General features: G+C 57.8%; 18 protein-coding genes and 1 pseudogene. 6 read left to right on the top strand and 13 right to left on the bottom strand.

Features of this window, described 5'->3' with window-relative positions; translation table 11 throughout:
• Window positions 1-20 precede the first annotated feature (20 nt).
• The gene (locus tag FHT97_RS22180) at window positions 21-545 is read left to right on the top strand and encodes a DUF2934 domain-containing protein (protein WP_183864265.1); all 525 of its coding nucleotides are present in this window, start codon (window positions 21-23) and stop codon (window positions 543-545) included.
• A 252-nt stretch (window positions 546-797) separates the two neighbouring features.
• Here FHT97_RS22180 and FHT97_RS22175 read toward each other — a convergent pair whose 3' ends face one another.
• Window positions 798-2,537 (bottom strand): GAF domain-containing protein, encoded by a 1,740-nt coding sequence (locus FHT97_RS22175; protein WP_183864264.1) that lies wholly within the window; start codon window positions 2,535-2,537, stop codon window positions 798-800.
• 210 nt (window positions 2,538-2,747) lie between these two features.
• Between FHT97_RS22175 and FHT97_RS22170 the strand changes: the two genes are divergently transcribed.
• Window positions 2,748-3,077, top strand: a complete 330-nt coding sequence (locus FHT97_RS22170) for a response regulator (RefSeq protein WP_348649631.1) — start codon at window positions 2,748-2,750, stop codon at window positions 3,075-3,077.
• 139 nt (window positions 3,078-3,216) lie between these two features.
• On the opposite strand, the gene FHT97_RS22165 is transcribed toward FHT97_RS22170, so the two are convergent.
• The 5 genes from FHT97_RS22165 to FHT97_RS22145 all read right to left on the bottom strand — a co-directional run bounded on the left by FHT97_RS22165 (window position 3,217) and on the right by FHT97_RS22145 (window position 5,419).
• Window positions 3,217-3,477, bottom strand: coding sequence for a hypothetical protein (locus tag FHT97_RS22165; protein ID WP_183864263.1), 261 nt, complete (start codon window positions 3,475-3,477; stop codon window positions 3,217-3,219).
• A 222-nt stretch (window positions 3,478-3,699) separates the two neighbouring features.
• On the bottom strand, window positions 3,700-4,098 hold the full coding sequence (locus FHT97_RS22160) for a DUF1398 domain-containing protein (RefSeq protein ID WP_183864262.1): 399 nt from the start codon (window positions 4,096-4,098) through the stop codon (window positions 3,700-3,702).
• A gap of 43 nt (window positions 4,099-4,141) precedes the next feature.
• Complete coding sequence (locus FHT97_RS22155; protein ID WP_246712727.1) at window positions 4,142-4,552, bottom strand: MarR family transcriptional regulator; 411 nt, start codon at window positions 4,550-4,552, stop codon at window positions 4,142-4,144.
• Between the two features lie 226 nt (window positions 4,553-4,778).
• Complete coding sequence (locus FHT97_RS22150; RefSeq protein ID WP_183756672.1) at window positions 4,779-5,060, bottom strand: hypothetical protein; 282 nt, start codon at window positions 5,058-5,060, stop codon at window positions 4,779-4,781.
• A 158-nt stretch (window positions 5,061-5,218) separates the two neighbouring features.
• The gene (locus FHT97_RS22145) at window positions 5,219-5,419 is read right to left on the bottom strand and encodes a hypothetical protein (protein ID WP_183864260.1); all 201 of its coding nucleotides are present in this window, start codon (window positions 5,417-5,419) and stop codon (window positions 5,219-5,221) included.
• Window positions 5,420-5,894: 475 nt separating this feature from the next.
• Here FHT97_RS22145 and FHT97_RS22140 point away from each other — a divergent pair, with 475 nt between their 5' ends.
• On the top strand, window positions 5,895-7,430 hold the full coding sequence (locus tag FHT97_RS22140; RefSeq protein ID WP_183864259.1) for a histidine kinase dimerization/phosphoacceptor domain -containing protein: 1,536 nt from the start codon (window positions 5,895-5,897) through the stop codon (window positions 7,428-7,430).
• Between the two features lie 194 nt (window positions 7,431-7,624).
• Here FHT97_RS22140 and FHT97_RS22135 read toward each other — a convergent pair.
• Window positions 7,625-9,398, bottom strand: a pseudogene (locus FHT97_RS22135) (adenylate/guanylate cyclase domain-containing protein).
• A 1,117-nt stretch (window positions 9,399-10,515) separates the two neighbouring features.
• Here FHT97_RS22135 and FHT97_RS22130 point away from each other — a divergent pair.
• Window positions 10,516-10,818 (top strand): hypothetical protein, encoded by a 303-nt coding sequence (locus tag FHT97_RS22130; protein WP_183756669.1) that lies wholly within the window; start codon window positions 10,516-10,518, stop codon window positions 10,816-10,818.
• Between the two features lie 74 nt (window positions 10,819-10,892).
• Here the strand turns inward: FHT97_RS22130 and csgH are convergent, their stop codons facing one another.
• The 3 genes from csgH to FHT97_RS22120 all read right to left on the bottom strand — a co-directional run bounded on the left by csgH (window position 10,893) and on the right by FHT97_RS22120 (window position 12,445).
• Entirely contained in the window at window positions 10,893-11,303 is a 411-nt protein-coding gene (gene csgH / locus FHT97_RS22125) for a curli-like amyloid fiber formation chaperone CsgH (RefSeq protein ID WP_183864258.1), read from the bottom strand.
• 102 nt (window positions 11,304-11,405) lie between these two features.
• Window positions 11,406-11,588 carry a hypothetical protein gene (locus FHT97_RS31030; protein ID WP_246712726.1) on the bottom strand — a complete coding sequence of 61 codons (183 nt, stop codon included), beginning with the start codon at window positions 11,586-11,588 and terminating at the stop codon, window positions 11,406-11,408.
• Window positions 11,589-11,911: 323 nt separating this feature from the next.
• Window positions 11,912-12,445 (bottom strand): hypothetical protein, encoded by a 534-nt coding sequence (locus FHT97_RS22120; protein ID WP_183864257.1) that lies wholly within the window; start codon window positions 12,443-12,445, stop codon window positions 11,912-11,914.
• A 561-nt stretch (window positions 12,446-13,006) separates the two neighbouring features.
• Between FHT97_RS22120 and FHT97_RS31620 the strand changes: the two genes are divergently transcribed.
• On the top strand, window positions 13,007-13,150 hold the full coding sequence (locus FHT97_RS31620; RefSeq protein ID WP_348649630.1) for a hypothetical protein: 144 nt from the start codon (window positions 13,007-13,009) through the stop codon (window positions 13,148-13,150).
• A 146-nt stretch (window positions 13,151-13,296) separates the two neighbouring features.
• Window positions 13,297-13,887, top strand: coding sequence for a hypothetical protein (locus FHT97_RS22110; protein ID WP_183864325.1), 591 nt, complete (start codon window positions 13,297-13,299; stop codon window positions 13,885-13,887).
• Between the two features lie 18 nt (window positions 13,888-13,905).
• Here the strand turns inward: FHT97_RS22110 and FHT97_RS22105 are convergent, their stop codons facing one another.
• From FHT97_RS22105 to FHT97_RS22095, 3 genes are read right to left on the bottom strand one after another with little or no spacing between them, the layout of a single operon-like run.
• Window positions 13,906-14,505, bottom strand: a complete 600-nt coding sequence (locus FHT97_RS22105; RefSeq protein ID WP_183756666.1) for a hypothetical protein — start codon at window positions 14,503-14,505, stop codon at window positions 13,906-13,908.
• Window positions 14,506-14,549: 44 nt separating this feature from the next.
• Window positions 14,550-15,818 carry a glycerate kinase gene (locus FHT97_RS22100; RefSeq protein ID WP_183756665.1) on the bottom strand — a complete coding sequence of 423 codons (1,269 nt, stop codon included), beginning with the start codon at window positions 15,816-15,818 and terminating at the stop codon, window positions 14,550-14,552.
• A 56-nt stretch (window positions 15,819-15,874) separates the two neighbouring features.
• Entirely contained in the window at window positions 15,875-16,759 is an 885-nt protein-coding gene (locus tag FHT97_RS22095) for a 2-hydroxy-3-oxopropionate reductase (RefSeq protein WP_183756664.1), read from the bottom strand.
• Window positions 16,760-16,761 lie beyond the last annotated feature (2 nt).

Raw genomic sequence — 16,761 nt, 5'->3', positions numbered from 1 at the left:
CTTCCCAAAAGAGGCAGCACATGGATCAGGAAGCATACAACTGGATCAGCAGGCGCGCTCACGCCCTGTGGCAAGGCGAAGGATGCCCGCACGGGCGCGACCGCGATCACTGGTCACAAGCCGTGGCGGAATGGGGGACACTCGGTCAAGGCTATTCGGCGCAAACAATTGAGACGACTGTCAAAAAGGTTCTCGTGGTCGATGATGAGCCGCTGATCCGTTTTGCGGCGGTGGACGCCCTCGAGGCAGAGGGCTTCGATGTGCTGGAAGCGGGAAGCGCCGATGAGGCGTTGGTCATTCTTCAAAGCAACGAGATCGACGCAGTCTTTACCGACGTCAACATGCCTGGCTCTACGGACGGCCTTGGCTTGGTGAGCCGAGTGCGGGCACAGTTTCCCCGGACGCGGGTTATCGTAACATCCGGGCACGTCCGACTTGGCGCCTTTGACCTCGCGAGCGGCGTCTCCTTCATTTCGAAACCATATGCGCATGACGCGCTGATCGGGATGCTTCGGGCCCATGTTGATCGACCAGGCAACCGTTGATTCTCGGAGGTTTAAATGAAATGGCAGGGACGTCGTCAGTCTGACAATGTCGAGGACGGCGCGACGAAGGTGGGACTCATGGAACCGGTCCGGTCGCGCTGGAGGCCTCAGCCTTCCAGTCGGCCGTCGCGGTGGCGGGCTCAGCATCGGTACCATCATCTTCCTGGTGGTGGTCGATCTTGTCTTAAAGGCCGTGGGCGTGGATCATGATTATACGCACTACGGGGACCGTAGCATCAGTTGTCGTCGAGCCTAGGGATCCATCACGAGCATCGGCATACGGAAGGTGAAACGCGTTTCGATTTCGTCGGAGAAAACATCGATCTGCCCTCCATGGGCTTTTGCGATCTGCGACGAAATATAAAGGCCGAGACCAAGCCCATGGGCAGGCGCCATCCCATCGGCGCCGGTGAAGGGCATGAACAGTCTGTCGATCCGATCTTTAGGAATCGGCCGACCTCCATTCGAAACGCAAACTTCAATTGCACCCTCAGCCGTAATTCCGGTGATGACAATCGGTTTGTCGGCGGATCCGTGCGTGACGGCGTTCGAAACCAGGTTCGAAAACATCTGCGCAATCCTAGGGTGGTCCGCAACGACCGGCGACGAAAAATTGAACGACGCTGAGATACGCCTTTCCGGATGCGCCACCTGAAGCTCGCCCACGACATGCTGCAGCGTAACGGTCAGATCACCATGGAAAACTGTCAGGGTTATTCCACCTCCAAGCCGTGCCCTGGCCAGATCCATAAGATTATCGACCAGCCCTGCCATCCTCGATATGCTCGATTTCATGAGCTTCAGGATAGCTGGGGTTCGGTTGGTCCATCCTTCCTGAAGCATGCGGCTTGCGCCTGCGTCGACGGCGGCGAGCGGATTGCGCAGATCGTGTCCAAGTATCGCGATGAACTGCTCGCGAAGCTCGGCAAGCTCCCGCTCACGTTCAAGAGATTCTTGCGCGGCCTGCAACCTTTCGCCGGCGTCGAGATGGTGCGCAATCAGTTCGGCAAAGAGCTTGAATGTTCCAATCACCATTGGGTCGTTGACCTTGGCCGGACTGGAGTCGATTGCGCAAAGCGTACCGAAGAACGTTCCGTTCGCCAATATGATCGGCATCGAGATATAGCTCCGCAGCCCGTAGATCTGCGGCGTATGGTGGTCGCGGTAACGTGGGTCAACCTCGGCGTCATCAAATACGATAGGCTGGCGGTGATCACGGATTTCGTTGCAGAGCGTTGTTTCTACTGGCAGCTCATCGCCTGGCTTGAGGCCGAAACCGACGTGATCCAGAGCCTGACAGGTGATCCATTTCGTCTCGGTAACCCGTGCCACGGCGGCAAACCCCATGCCAGTCATGCGCAGCACGATATCGAGGATAATCGGAACGGCATCGATACTGCCGACGAATTCGATATCCCTTGCGAAATCATCGACGAACTGTTGGCGGCCAGCCAGATCGGTGCCTTTCGCGTTCACCAGTTGATCCGAAAGGGACGCGATAAAGTCGACATTCTCGATAGCTGCCGCGGCGGCTTCTGCGAGTGCTTCGAGCGTCTCGATCTCCCACCGCGAGGGAGTGTATGCCTGCGACCAGTAGGCGCCAATCGCGCCGATAGGATCGCTCGGGCGAACAGGAGCCATTGCGAGTGCCCGGACAAAGGTGCCGGCATAGAGCTCGATTGGAATGCGGTCATCCTGGGCAATATCGGGGACAACAACTGTCTGGCGATTGATCATTGCCCAACCAGAGATACATGCGATCGCGGGGAATTTCTGCCCCTTCCAGAGTGGCTCGATCGCATCCTCCTCCACATAGCGGCAAAGGTCCCCTTCCCGTCGGATGACCGTAATGCCGTCGCAGCCAACCAGAGAGCGCGCCGTTCTGCGAATTGTCTCGATGACCTCTTTCACTGAACGTGCACGCGCGATCGCCGTCGTTGCTCTGGTCAAGCTCCCCAATGGAGTTTGAAAGATCTGGTCGTTAAGGGCCATATTTTCCTCCTCCAAGCCTGATGGATGACGAATCCCAACATTCCTTCTTCTACTGGATCAAAACAAAACGTGTTGATGGCCGCCTGTGGAATCAACATTGGCGTCAGAAGCTGGCGCCAATTTCCGAGTGAAAATAACACGTTTGAGATAAATGCCGCATGAACCAGTTATGTCTTCTAGCGTACCAACTCCTGGCGGAAAAGTTGATTAATGTCATCGAGAAGTGAACCCCTGCCTCGCCCATCAGCGACGGTCCTTGTCGTGGAGGACGAACCGCTCCTGCGCCTTGCGATCGTGGCCAATCTCCAGGATGAGGGCTTTACCGTCCTCGAGGCTTCGGGCGCCGCCGCGGCGATAGGCATCATCGAAAATCATCCCGAGATCACGCTGCTGTTTACCGATATCGACATGCCGGGAACAATGGATGGATTGTTGTTGGCGGCTTTCGTACGGGTCGGTGGCCACCAATCAAAATCATCGTCACATCGGGGCATTGTGTCCCCGATAGTAGCCAGCTTCCCATCGGCACGCCTTTCATGAGCGAGCCCTACGTTGCCAATGAGGTTGCCTCTGCGGTCCGGCTTTTGACCGGGGCATGATCTTTCGCGGCTTTGCGCCTAGAAGGAACGGAGAAACACTCAACTGACGAGCGTGGCCTGAGGCCGGCATCCCTGGCGCTTCAGTTAAGCACCGGGCCGCGCTGGAGAAGCGTATGGCCACAACGGATGATGCCTGCCTGGACAGGCACGACATCAATCAGTGCGGCGATTGCAAATTCGTGCCGCTGGCCCCCAGCCTGAACAAGGACTTTACCGTTCGACAGAATGACTTCGTTGGCGACAATATTTCTTTCCTGCCCATTGTCTGAGACTGCCACGATGAACATGTTTGTAGTGCCTTTTCCCAATTGTCCGGAAAACCCTGCATAGAATTTCAGCATCAGGTTATCGAAAGGTTAGCAATTTTTTCTTTCGATTTCTTTCTCGTACAAATCACCAAAAAAGATCTACTAAAATGACTCTTATATAAACGCCGGCATATACTTTATGCCTGCTCATATAGTAGGAATTTAGACGTTGCGTCCTCCCCCCCCACACCCATGCGCCCGGGCTTGTGCGTCATGACCCACGGCAACGAGGGCATTTCCGGCACCCCAACTGCGTCAGCTTGGAAAAAATTCGATGTGAGTTTCAGCCGTGCGACCAAAATAGACGACCCTGCGCCCCAGGAAGGATACGAGATAGCCAGCACAACCGGCTGCCTTTGCCTGCTCTGAGAAGGCCTTGTAGCTATAGTCCGGTCCATTGGCCTGCGCCCAACGGACGAGTCGCTCGATCCGGGCCGGGTCAAACCGCGCTGCAACAGGACCCGACGAATCCATGTCAAGGGTCAGGCTGTCCCCGTCCGGCAGATAGAAGGACTGACAGTGGCGCCGGTAATCCACCGCATAGCCTTCGAAGCCGACGTCGATGAGTTTGCCAACGATATCCGGGAAACTGAGGTCGCCGTCATGCGCCGCCTTGAGGCAGGTCCGTGCAACAGAAATCTGTTCCGCATCCATGGCAGCTCTCCTGTTCGAGTTGATAGATTGGTCTGTCCGGCCCCTACTTCACCGGTACGGTCTTCAGTCCTCGTCTCTGGACGAGTGATTTCAAAATCTCATCAAGCGCGACACGCTCCTGCCCGGTTAACACGTCGAAGTACTCTGCGTCGTTTTGATCCGCCAGAGCCGCCAGGCGCGGAACCTTTTCACGTCCCGCCACAGTCAGGACCAAGCTGTGGGCGCGCCGATCCCGATCATTCCCGATGCGGTCGATGAAGGCTTTTGTCGCGAGGCGATCAGCGAGCTTGCTGACCGTGCCTTTGGTCATGTGCATTTTCTCTGCCAGGACTGACGGAGAGATTGGCCCCTCATCATAGAGCGAACGCATGAGTACCCACTCGGCGACCGTTACGTCCTCCACGGCAAGGCGTCGAGCGAACCCGTGTGAAACGGCATTGGATATCATTCTCATCCAATAGCCTGTATGGGAGGTAAGGTCAGATACCATTGAGCGGCAACCAATTCGTTGACTAGGAAACTAGACGAATTCGTTTCGTAGTCAACCAATGTTTTCGCATATCGATGGGCATTGGAAAAGCAGCGCGTCGTCGACCGCCCACGGCGCCGGGAACGCCATCTGGGTTGGCTCGGGTTCCGAGAGCGTTGCCCCGAGATCCTGGACCCGCCGGGGCACGGGCCTAGTTGAGAAGAGTCTCGGGCTTCGATCTGTTGGAAAACTGGTGCATCAGCATAATACCCTGCTCAAGAAGCAATTCTGCGGCCGCCATCTCTCGGGGTGCGAGATCTCCGGATAAACCGCGAATGGTGTTTGCCAAGCAGGTGGAGTTGGCAACGAAACGTGCATCACCGTTTTCCTCTGCCTCACTTGCCGTCGCCTCGAGCGCGCTGGCGACCGCTTCCAGCAAGCTGGAACGTTCAACCCGCGTCATCTCGTCCAATGTCTTCGAAATGATGTTCACGATGCCTCCTTACGTGCAGCCCGATTGCCGGGTCGCGGCGTTTGTTCCAAGGTGAAGTCAACTGATTACTCCGCAAATACTGGTTGCGGCACGAAGACACAAATCATACCAGTCAAGCGTCGGATGCATGGGTTGAACCGCCACATCCCCTGCAAATGCTACATGTCGCGGCTGGTGCGCGCTTTCAACTCTCCCGATCGATAAATGTACCTGTGGCCTGTCTCGTGATCAGGATGGGAAATCTCGATCTCGATAGCTTCGGCAAGGGAAAGGGCCTGCTTTGCGTTCATGATCCCCAGGGCCAGACGCTCGCCTTTCGAAGTGACCGCAACCTCGACCAATTTTGTCCTCGACGTCATCTTTTACTCCCTGTCGACTGTAATCAACAACGGTCAAGGAGTCGTCCGGTTCCGAGGAGATGGGAACGTACAGGGAACCTAACCGGCTAAGCGGGACCGGTCCTGAATGCCGATGGACGACGTCCATGCACCCTCCTCGGGCGAAGTCCCTCGCTCGCCCGACGTTACACGGAAATCCGGCCTGATTGACCCTCCGGATGGTCTGGACATCCCTGATAACGCACAGAAGAGAGATCGGGGCCCCTCAGCTTCCCGCGTCTTGGTCAAAAACCGTACAAACGATAAGAGATTATTTACAACCCTCCCTATGTTTCTGAATTGGCAAGGATTTCGCGTTCCCCTGCCGGTCTCCCACCGCCTTGAGAGCTCCTCGTTTCCAGGGAAGTCACGACGCTGACCGCAAACCCGTTGCGCCGAACACCTAACACGTTACAACATTTATTACCGCCTCCATGTGATGAGCAAGACAGGATTGATGACGAAGCGCGACAAAGCTGAGACTTCACTGGGAAAGGCATCAGTTGCGATCATCGTTTTGATGTTTTTTGCCCTGCTTGGCGTTTTGTCTGTCTGGCTGATAACGAGTTATCGAACGACCGTCCATCGCGGCGACGAACGGATCATCGCGGCGTCGAAGATTGTGGCGGCGAATGCCATATGGATGAATTCGCTGGCACGGGAAACGCTGCACCGGATCGATGATAGTCTTGGAGCAAACATTCCAGTGCCGGGCCCCGACCGTGTCCACGACCTGAACGCGGCTGTCGCGGATCTGCCCTCGCAGGTGACCGCTTATGTGCTTGGACCGGACGGGCGGACACTGTTTTCCAACGACCCCAACATCCGCAAGGTCGATGTCACCGACCGGGACTACTTCGTGCGACTTCGCAACGGGGCGGATGACTACACGTCCGCGTTGATCCAGAGCCGTCTTTCCGGTCGCCAGATCTTCGTTTTCAGCCGCAGACTGGAGCGCAATGGCATGTTTGCCGGCGCGGCCGTCATTGCTTTTGATGCGAGCATCCTGAAGCCGGTGTGGGACGCCGTGGCGCTGGGAAAAAACTCGACAGTGAGCCTGATCCGGCGCGACGGGCAGCTTGTCGCACGCCATCCGGAACCTGACGGGCCGGTCAACATGAAGGACTATGTGCTCTTCACCGACTACATGAAAAAATCGACGACAGGCGTCTACCGCGCGCGCTCCCCGGTGGATGACCAGGACCGGCTGGTCGCCTATCGAATAATCGAACGCACCCCCTTCGTGGCTATTGCGTCCGCAGATATGGCGCTGATCATGCAGCCCTTTTGGAATGACGTGGAGATCGCGATCGCCATGATCATTCTGGCCGTCATCGGCGCGCTTGCTGCAGCTTACTGGATACGCGGCCTCATTCGCGTCGATGCGGTGCACGTATTGGAACTCGCGGACGCAGTGAAGGCGAACGAGATGTTGATGCGAGAAATCCACCACCGCGTCAAAAACAATCTCCAGACTGTTATAGCACTCATTCGCATGCAGGGGTTCGAGCCCGAAGCTGTCAGCAAGGTCAATGAACGGATCTCCGCGATGTCGGCAGTGCATGAGCAAATGTACGGGTTTGACCAATTCGCGGGAGTGGCGGCTCGTGATTTCGTACCGGGATTTGTCGGGAAGCTTGTCAACATGCACGCCCTCAACATTGAAACGACGTTTGATGTTGATGATTTTGTTGTCGCCGCCGACAAGGCTACCCCGCTCGCCCTGCTTCTCAACGAACTCGTTGCCAACAGCATGAAATATGCGTTCAGGGGCCGGCAGACTGGGCGAATTCACGTGGGGCTGAAGGTTCTCGACAATGAGGTCTGCCAACTGGTCGTCTCCGATAACGGCATCGGTTACGGTGGACAGACGAAAAAACCAGGCATGGGAACGCGGCTGATCGCTGCCTTCGTCAAACAGCTCAAAGGATCGTTTGAATATACCAGATCCAACGGCACTCATTTTGTTGCGAGCCTGCACCTCATCAAGTGACGTCGGCTGTGTAGCACGCGTCTGATCATTGTAGCGCCCTGTCTTCAAGCCAAATCCTTTCGACCGGCCATCGTGGGGCCGGCTCATTGATGACGCTATCACGCGCCTGAACAGGACGCGGGACAGATATGCGCGAGAGACTGGCCGATTGGCGGAGCCGCATGAAAGCTGGCGACGATCCCGGGCGATGACAATCAGTCGGTGAGGCCAGCCTTGCGCAAGCCGTCGACAATGCGCTCGAAATCGGCAGGGTTTTTGTAGGGTAGCACTTTTCGCCTGTGCTCCAGGGAATAATCGGGATTGATCCGGAACACTTCCTCCCACTCCCCGCGCGCTTCCGCGAAGCGGCCCAGGTGACCATAGCTCGCCGCCAGCAACACGCGTGAGATGTCGGTGAATGGATTGCGGACAAGCCGTCGCTTCAGGATGGCAACGGCCTCCTCGTACCTGCCCAGCTGGAACATTGCCTGTGCGTGGAAGTGCAGGAAGATGTCCGGATAATATGGATTTAGGGCCATTGCCCGCTCGAAACAAACGAGGGCTTCGTCGGGCCTGCCCGCATAGTGAAGCGCGTTCCCGAGGCTCTCGTGACCCTCGACAAGGTTGGGAGCAAGCGCGATCGCGCATTCAGCCTCCCGGATGGCCACGTCAAGCCGTCGCAGGTATAAATTGACGACGCCCATCGCCCAATGGGCGTACGGATATCGATCGTCGATCGCCACCGCCTGCGTCGCAGATCCGGACGCCTGTTCCAGCGATCTCAACGGCGATTCGCTCCACTGGTTGACGTAGGCGAGCGCGTGCGCGACGGCGAGGAACGCGTGGGCCGGGGCGAATTTTGGATCCAGATCAATGGCGCGTTGCAACAATTGGCGGCCCTGAATGTTCTGCTCTCTCGTCAGTCGCCACATCTGTTCACGCCCCCGGAGGAAGAAGTCATAAGCTTCCAGATTTTGGGTCTGCTCGGTTGCGAGCCGCTGCTGATCCCCGGCCGCGAGCTTGACTTGCAGAGCACCGACGATCTGCTGGGTGACGTCATCCTGCACCGCGAAGATATCGCTGAGGTCACGGTCGAAACGCTCAGCCCACTGGTGGCCGCCAGTGATCGCATTGATGAGCTGCGCGGTGATCCTCACCTTATTGCCTGATTTGCGCACGCTCCCTTCCAGCACGTAGCGCACATTGAGGCTGTGGCCCACCTCCTGCACGTTCACGTTCCGGCCTTTGAACGTAAACGACGAGTTGCGAGCGATGACGAACAACTGCGACAGCTTCGACAAAGCGGTGATGATATCTTCGCAGATGCCGTCGGCGAAGTACTCCTGCTCGGCATCGCCGCTCATGTTGACGAAGGGCAGGACGGCAATCGAGAGCTCGGGTGGCAATGGGGCCGGCGCACGAGCAACAGCGCCGGCGGTCACTGCTGGCTTTGCCTCCGCGGCCGCGCCGATCTGGAGCGAATAGATCCGGATTGGCTCGGCTATGTTCTTTAGATGCGTGTTGCCGAGATCGCTGACGGAGAGATCGAGCCTCGCCCTGACCTGGCGATAGGCGTCTTCGGACAGGCAAACGGCTCCGGGGGCAGCGATACTCTCGAGACGCGAGGCAATGTTGACGCCGTCGCCCATCAGGTCGCCATCGCTTTCCTCCACTACATCTCCCAGATGGATGCCAATCCGGAACTCTATGCGCCGATCCTGCTGAACGCCGGCATTGCGCTCGACCATGCCGTTGCTGCACCTCGATGGCGCAGCGCACGGCATCGACAACGCTGCGGAATTCAACCAGCGCTCCGTCTCCGGTGCGCTTGATGACACGGCCGTGGTGCACGGCGATGGTTGGATCGATGAGGTCGCTGCGCAGTGCCCGCAACCTTGCAAGGGTGCGATCTTCGTCCTCGCTGGCGAGCCGGCTGTATCCGACTACGTCCGCGGCCAGAATTGCGGCGAGCTTGCGGTTCTCACTCATGAGCCGTCCCTCGTTTCCAGGATAGCAGGAAGACAGAGTTAGGGGAACTTCTGCACGGAGCGATCTGGGCTGAGATGAATTCTCCGGTGGATGCAACCTACAGCGTGTTCGCCGCGATGTTTTCTTTCGGGCAACGGCAAAGATTCCCCGCAGAAGGCGCGAAGTTCTCTGCCCCACCTGACGCTTGTGACCGGCGAGGAATTTTCACGACCAAGAATTGGCCCTTAGCGCCAACAAATCGATACCTTGTCTGCCTGGTGACGCCGAGCTCGGCGCAAAAGTCGGCGGCCTTCGCCTTAGGCCCAGGGCAGCCCGGACGAGGCGCAGTTTTTCGCCGTTGTCATAAAAAGCGCCCGCCGTTCGACCGCGGGCGGTGCGGCATGAATCCAACCATCAACACTGCGGTCTCGGGCCGATAAGGGCTCTTTCATAGAGATCAGCGCCGCGGCCGCAAGCGACGCGGTTCATGTCCTCGACGCACTGATGGAATGCTGGTCTCGCCGTTGCCGGGCCCCATGTCGATGCCCACGGTTTCAGCGATCCGGTCTTCGCATGCTGCCATGCACTCGATCTCACCTGCAGGCCCGCCGACTCAGGCCTGTTTCCTTCCCAATTGAGTGATCAGTCTGCGAAGCAACCCACCAGGCAAGCCCCGACATGATTTCGCTTACGCCTCATGTGCCGGGGCGACAGTCCAATACCGTTTCGGCTGAGGCATGCTTCTATCCTTGCGGGCCACGGCCGTTCCTCCAGGCCCTCGTCGGTGGACTGAGCGACGCCGGCATCGATCGAAAGCATATCCTGTTCGGACCCACGGATGAACAGATTTCGGCGTGAATTTCAAAAGGATGGAAGTTGCTCGAGCGCCCGGAGTGCCTTGTTTCCCTGGCGTGCAGGATGCCCCCATTCTTTCCGAGGCCACCCGGCTTTCGTATCGGTCTTTGACCGATATACCGCTGCCGATCTTGTTCGCAGAAAGGCGGATCTCAGGGTCTTGCTCGCATCCTGATTACCCATCTCAGACAAACGCTCGGGACCGGCTCAGAGGGCGACGAACGGGGTTAAAGTGACCATAGCTTTCCCTGTCTCGTAGAATGCGGTTTGCGGGAGGCAAGGCGTGGAATCTCCAAAACATCAGAGTGTACGTGAGTTTCACGACCTTTCGCTGGAACAGCGGAAGGTCGTGGTAGCCGAAGCCCGTGATCGCATGCGGGAGCTGTCACGCAACATGCGGAGCATTGGCAGAAACGATATCGTTGAACTTCTCGACAAGATTTGTGAGGGCCTTCACGTCGCGAGTTTTCTGTCCGATCCCGATGGTGCTGGATTGTTGCAACGTGCACTGACTATGATGGACGCGGTCGAATCCGAGATCGCCGCTGTGGCGGCCGCGGCAGGCAAGTGCACAACGAGGCATTGAAGGGAACAACCTGCTCAGCGAAGGGTGCTCTTACGTTTTTTTTAAGCCTTGCTAAGGACGCAGCGTGCTGCCTGTCAGATCCTGAGCGGCCCCGCTTCGAGATTAACCGTCTGCTGTAAAACGCATACCATACGGCCCTCCTTGTCGCTCACCTGCAGGTCCAATTCAGCGGTAGCGGGCACATCGACGGCAATTTGCACCACTGCCATCGCCCCACCTTTGATCTGATTGGTTTGACGGGTCTGAGACGTACCGGAGGACGAGTGTTTGGACACCGCAATTTCGTATGACCCGTCAAAATCGGCATTCGCCTCCAGAAATGGAACGATCAGGCCGGAAGAGATACGAACACCGCACTCAGCGATTCGGGGATCGGATATCTTTCCGTTCACAATCTGATCGGTTGTCTCCTCAGCCGAGACCAGGGAGGAGGACCAAAGGGATGCCATGGTACAAAGGCAGATAAGTTTTAGACGTTCACGCATTGGTCTGCCTCCGGTTGAGCCATTCTTTTCATGCACGTGAAAAAGCGAGGTTGAAATGAGACTGGCATTGTCGACGCGACAGGCCTTTGCATATGATGGCTCTTAGAATGGCGCCCCCGTTACGGGATTTACCACAGGACGCTCACTTTCGTCCTTGGCGCCCGAAGGCTGAACCGTTGTCGGCGCAAGGGATTCCCTGTCCGCGGGCTCTGGTTTTTCAGGGACCGGTTTGACACCCTTTGGTCGACGTTGTTCGGCCGTAGCGTTCGTGTCGTTCGTCTTCATGAACTTACTCCAATAAAATATGTCATTGAAGAACGGATGACATAAGGCTCTGTTCCCCGCGGTGTGACCGCAGCCCTGCGAAGACATTGAGGCCAAAAAACAATTTGAACATACCACCGGAGCGGTGTCGGAAGGCCCGCAGCCCACATCGTTCTGCTATGCCAGAAAGCAAAAGAGCGGCATGAAGGAGGTGTTGCCACCAAGCTGATTACACGAGGACTGCGATCTCCCGCTGCAGCTCTTCCGTAAGGGCGCCGATCACGCCCAGCTTCGCTTCCAACTCCCCTGCACCTTCGACCATACGCAGCCCTCCCGAGGCACCCTCAGGAGATAGAATCAGCGTTCATCGGAATCTTGTGGCAATTGTTCCATAATGCCGCAAAAAAGCCTGCCGCGGGAGGAGGTGCGGCAGGCTCTTCTGAAAGAGTAGAACAGCAACTGGGAGGAGGATTGTTGCTGTCCATTGCAAAGAGCCATGGGAGGAGGGTTGGCCCTTCACGTAACGCAGCGCTACGGGAGGAGGTGTAGTGCGTCGTTGAAATTATCATACCAACCCGATCGCACAAATAGTACGCAAATCTTCGCAACGTAGACATGCGCTCAGCGCATATCCGAAAATACACGCCAGAAAACAATGAAACGCCCGCGACTTGAGCGCGGGCCTTTTGAAGTTCACTCATGACCTCGGAGTTTGGCTGCTCAGCGAGGCTCTCGATATTCGCGATCTCGGAGCCTGCCATACCGAAATCGTCGAGTTCGCGCTTACTCATACGACCAAGCTTGGAAACCGCCGACGGTACTTGCGCCAATGCGACAAGCACCCGCCTTTTTGAGCGCGAGCTTGCGATCTCAGCCATGATTCGATTGCATAGCTTTCCGTCGAAGGTTTCGAGTTCGCCCGAACAAGAAAAGGCTCGTCACGCGAAACGGGAGACGAGCCTTTGTCATTTCCGTGTTGCCTGTCACGATAACCTGTCCGTGACAATGACGACGATAGCGAAGACAGGTTAAGCAATCCCTAATATGTCAGGCCGAGTATCGCGCTCCATTTCGGCAGGTTGCCGGCAACATCAGGCGGGCCGGCCGCAAAGCCGCAAAGGTCAGGCGGCCCTGGCCGTCAGCTTGTCATCCCGACCAAACATCCTCTCGAGGTGCAGGAAACAGATCATTCCGTCCGGCCGTCCAACGACACTGTCGGAAAAGCGTGTGCGAATGTCGTCGGCGACATCAGGGCGGCATTGGCGTTTCTCGTCAAGGACGCAGGAGCCTTGGGAGGCGGGCTTCAATGCAACGCCACAGAATGCGATTGCGACCGGAGCGGCGGACTTCCTTGCCCCATCCCCCTGCCCGGTACAGCGTCTGGTCGAGGTGGCGCACAGCAAAGAAGTGGTCCGCTCGCTCGAAATGACGGGCCGCAAATGATCTTCGCCGCATCGTTGCATTGCTGCGTGCCCGCACAGGGCCATGATTTTTTTGCCTACGAACGCGCTATGGTCATGCACCGGGTGGCTCGCCGCATGCAGGCCTGCCGCACAGATACGCTTGCTGACTATACCGATTAATCTGCTGACCACCCCCGAGGAGGGCACGTTGGACCGATTGAGCGCTAGCGTACAGTTCTTCCGAAAGGCAGATGATCTGTTGATTCGCGAATCACAGCATGAAACAAAATGGAGCTCTGCTTGTCGCAAGGTTCGGAGCACCATTCATGTCGATTCCTGGCTTCTTGTATGGGACGTTTGACGGAAATGATCTTGCAATCATGCAAGGTGTATTCGACTGCATCAGTGCCGAGAGCTGGTTTACATCGCAGCAGGATCAGCGCGAGGAATTTGCCCGATTTGTCATCGTTATGTATGGACGGGGCCTTATCATTCCTGATCGGCTCGAGAGCCTTTGCCGTGTGGTCGCGAGAAAACAATTTAGCCGCGAGGAGCGCTTTTGTGAGTTGTCGGGAAAACGGATCTTGCTTGTCGAGGATGAATTTCTCGTCGCACTGGACGCAGAAGAACGGCTAAGGGAATTGGGCGTGACCGTTGTGGGGCCGGTCAGCACCGTGAGCGACGCGCTCAGAATTGTCGACACCGATGATGAACCGCTGGATGGGGCGCTTCTTGATATCGTACTCAACGGGCAGACCGTCTACCCAGTCGCCGCCTTCCTGGCGATGAAGCAGATCCCGTTTGCATTTGTCACAGGATATGAGGGGCGGCAGGTTCCGGCCTTCTATCGGTCGGTTCCCACCTTCCTCAAGCCGGCCGACTGGGGCTTGATGGCCTCAGCAGTCTCGAGGGCTTGAACCGCGGAATTTGGCCGCCTATGCCAAAATGATCAGATCGACATTCATCGAATAGGGTGACATGACGCCAGCCGGCAGGAGGTCACCGGATGCGGCAAGGAACGATGAAACGTCGCTGGGTACGCGAGGTCTCTCTCCAGATGGCCAGATCCAGGAGCACGTGCCGGCATCGACGATGGCCCCCGCGGACCGGAAGCGGCATTGACGACGACCGGTCGCACCGCTCAGAAAGATCCACGGCCGCTGCAGCGGTGACTGTTCGATTGCGAGCGCAAAGCTCAGCGCATGATGTTCGTTGCTGTGCCCTTTTCCCGTCCGGCCGACGATGATTGCAACAGGCCCTTCCAGGTGAGCAGCATTTCTTGCGCGTGCGACCAACTCTGTTGCAGAGGCCGATGTCGCTGGCGCCAGGGATGCGTAGGGCGCCAATACGGTCTGGCAATACCTGAATGCGGCACGGCTGACCGCACCAAGACAGGCAAGCTGGGCGGTCCGCGGATGAAGGTGAACCGGGCCCGTTACGGCCGACGATAGCGCATTTACACCAGCCGCAAACAGTTGCTTCGCGATCAAGCGCATTTCGATGATCGTCTGCGCCGAACTCTGGGGGGATGTCATACCTGTTCCTCTCGCAGAGTGGCGTCCTGTTTCATGGATCCGGACTACTGGACAAGGATGGCGCGAAAGTCGTTGACATTGGTGCCGGTCGGTCCTGGTAGGAAAAGATCCCCGAGTGCGTGGAAGGCAGACCAGCTGTCATTGTTGGCGAGGAGCTGGGCTGGATCCCTTTGTTTTTCGAGGAGTCGCCTCACCGTTGTACCGTCGGCAAAAGCTCCCGCATTGTCTTCGGAACCGTCGATACCATCGGTATCGGCGGCAAGTGCCGAGATGGTTTCCAGACCATCTATGCGACGAGCCAGGGACAGCAGAAACTCGCTGTTGCGCCCACCTTTTCCGTTACCTCTGATCGACACGGTGGTCTCGCCACCGGAAAGAATGACGATCGGCTTTCGAAACGGGCGGTTCCGGCGCGCGACTTCGGCGGCAATCGCTGCATGCACCGCGCCAACGACCGAAGCTTCCCCTTCAATCGCGTCAGAGAGGATGACAGCCTCGACCCCAGATCTGCGCGCTGCCTCAGCGGCGGCTTCGAGCGAGGTGGCAGCGGATGCAACGAGCCTTGTATCATTCCGGGCATAGCGGGGATCGTTGGGCAGCGGCGCATCGTCCTTGCCGTTGCGGATATGGCGGAGAACGGCCTCAGGCAAATCGAGGCGATATTGATCGATGAGACGGAGTGCGTCGAGGCGGGATGTTGTGTCAGCGATGGTCGGTCCAGACGCGACAAGAGCGAGGTTGTCGCCTGGAATATCGGACACAACCAATGAAACAACACGTGCCGGATAGGCAAGTGCAGCAAGGCGGCCCCCCTTGATGCGTGAGATCTGCTTGCGGATGGCATTCATGGCGCCGATCGGGGCACCTGAGGCAAGCAATGCCTTGTTGACCGCCACTTCGTCGGAAAGCGTCAGATCCCCGGCAGGTGCTGGAAGGAGAGAAGAACCGCCACCGCAAATCAGCGCGACGACCAGGTCGTCCTCCGTCAGCCCACGGACAGTCGACATCAGTCGGGCCGAGGCGGCAAGCCCGCCCTCATCCGGTACCGGATGAGCCGCTTCGAGGACCTCGATGCGATCACATGGAACGGCAAAGCCGTAACGCGTGACCACGACACCAGAAAGCGGCCCGTCCCACAGCTTCTCGAAGGCGCGCGCCATCTGCGCGGCTCCTTTGCCGGCTCCGATCACCACGGTCCGCCCTTTCGGCGTTTCCGGCAGGCAGCGTTCGAGCATCCGGTCCGGATCGGCGGCCGCGACCGCGGCATCGAACAGTCCCTCCAGAAAGGCGCGGGGGTCGGCAATGGCCGGCATCGGGATTCTCCACTGGTCAGAACGGCCGGGAACCTCGTTCCCCGGCCAGGTCACGGTCACGCGACAGCGTGGTTCGCCATGCGCTCGAGCGCCCTGACGAGCCCGGAATGATCGAGCCCGCTGTCACCATTTGCGACGCACTGGTTGAAGAGTTCCTGTGTCGCGGCGGTATTCGGAAGCGAGATGCCGAGTGCCTTGGCGCCTTGCAGCGCAAGATTGAGGTCCTTCTGATGGAGCGAGATGCGAAAGCCCGGGTCGAAGGTTCGCTTGATCATCCTCTCTCCATGCACTTCAAGGATGCGCGACGACGCAAAGCCTCCCATGAGGGCTGACCGGACACGTCCAGGGTCCGCTCCCGCCTTCGACGCAAAGACGAGCGCTTCAGAAACGGCCTCGATCGTCAATGCGACGATGATCTGATTGGCGACCTTTGTGACCTGGCCATCGCCGCAATCGCCGACAAGGGTGATGTTCTTTCCCATCAGCTCAAATAACGGTAGCGCCCGCTCGAAGCTTGCCTCCGAACCACCCGCCATGATGGAGAGCGTGGCGTTTTTCGCGCCGACCTCGCCACCTGAGACGGGGGCGTCGATGTATTCGGCACCTGTCTTGCGTATCTTCGTCGCGAAGTCTTTCGTTTCGATCGGCGAGATCGAACTCATGTCGATGACAAGCTTGCCGGCCGACAGACCGAAGGCAACGCCGTTTTCTCCGAAGAGCACATCCTTGACCTCGGGCGTATCAGGCAGCATCAGGATGATCGTGTCGACGGCTTCAGCAAGCGCCCGCGGTGTTTCGACGAACTGCAGGCCGTTATCGACGAGTTCCTGTCGCGGCGGGATGGAAAACCTTGAGGTGACGATCGTGTGCCCGGCGTCCTGCAGGTGACGTGCCATGGGGGTGCCCATGATGCCCAGGCCAATAAATCCGATTGTTGCCATTT

This window comes from Rhizobium sp. BK399 (genome assembly GCF_014194695.1).
Taxonomy (GTDB): Bacteria; Pseudomonadota; Alphaproteobacteria; order Rhizobiales; family Rhizobiaceae; genus Rhizobium.
This window is presented reverse-complemented; position numbering and strand designations above follow the sequence as displayed.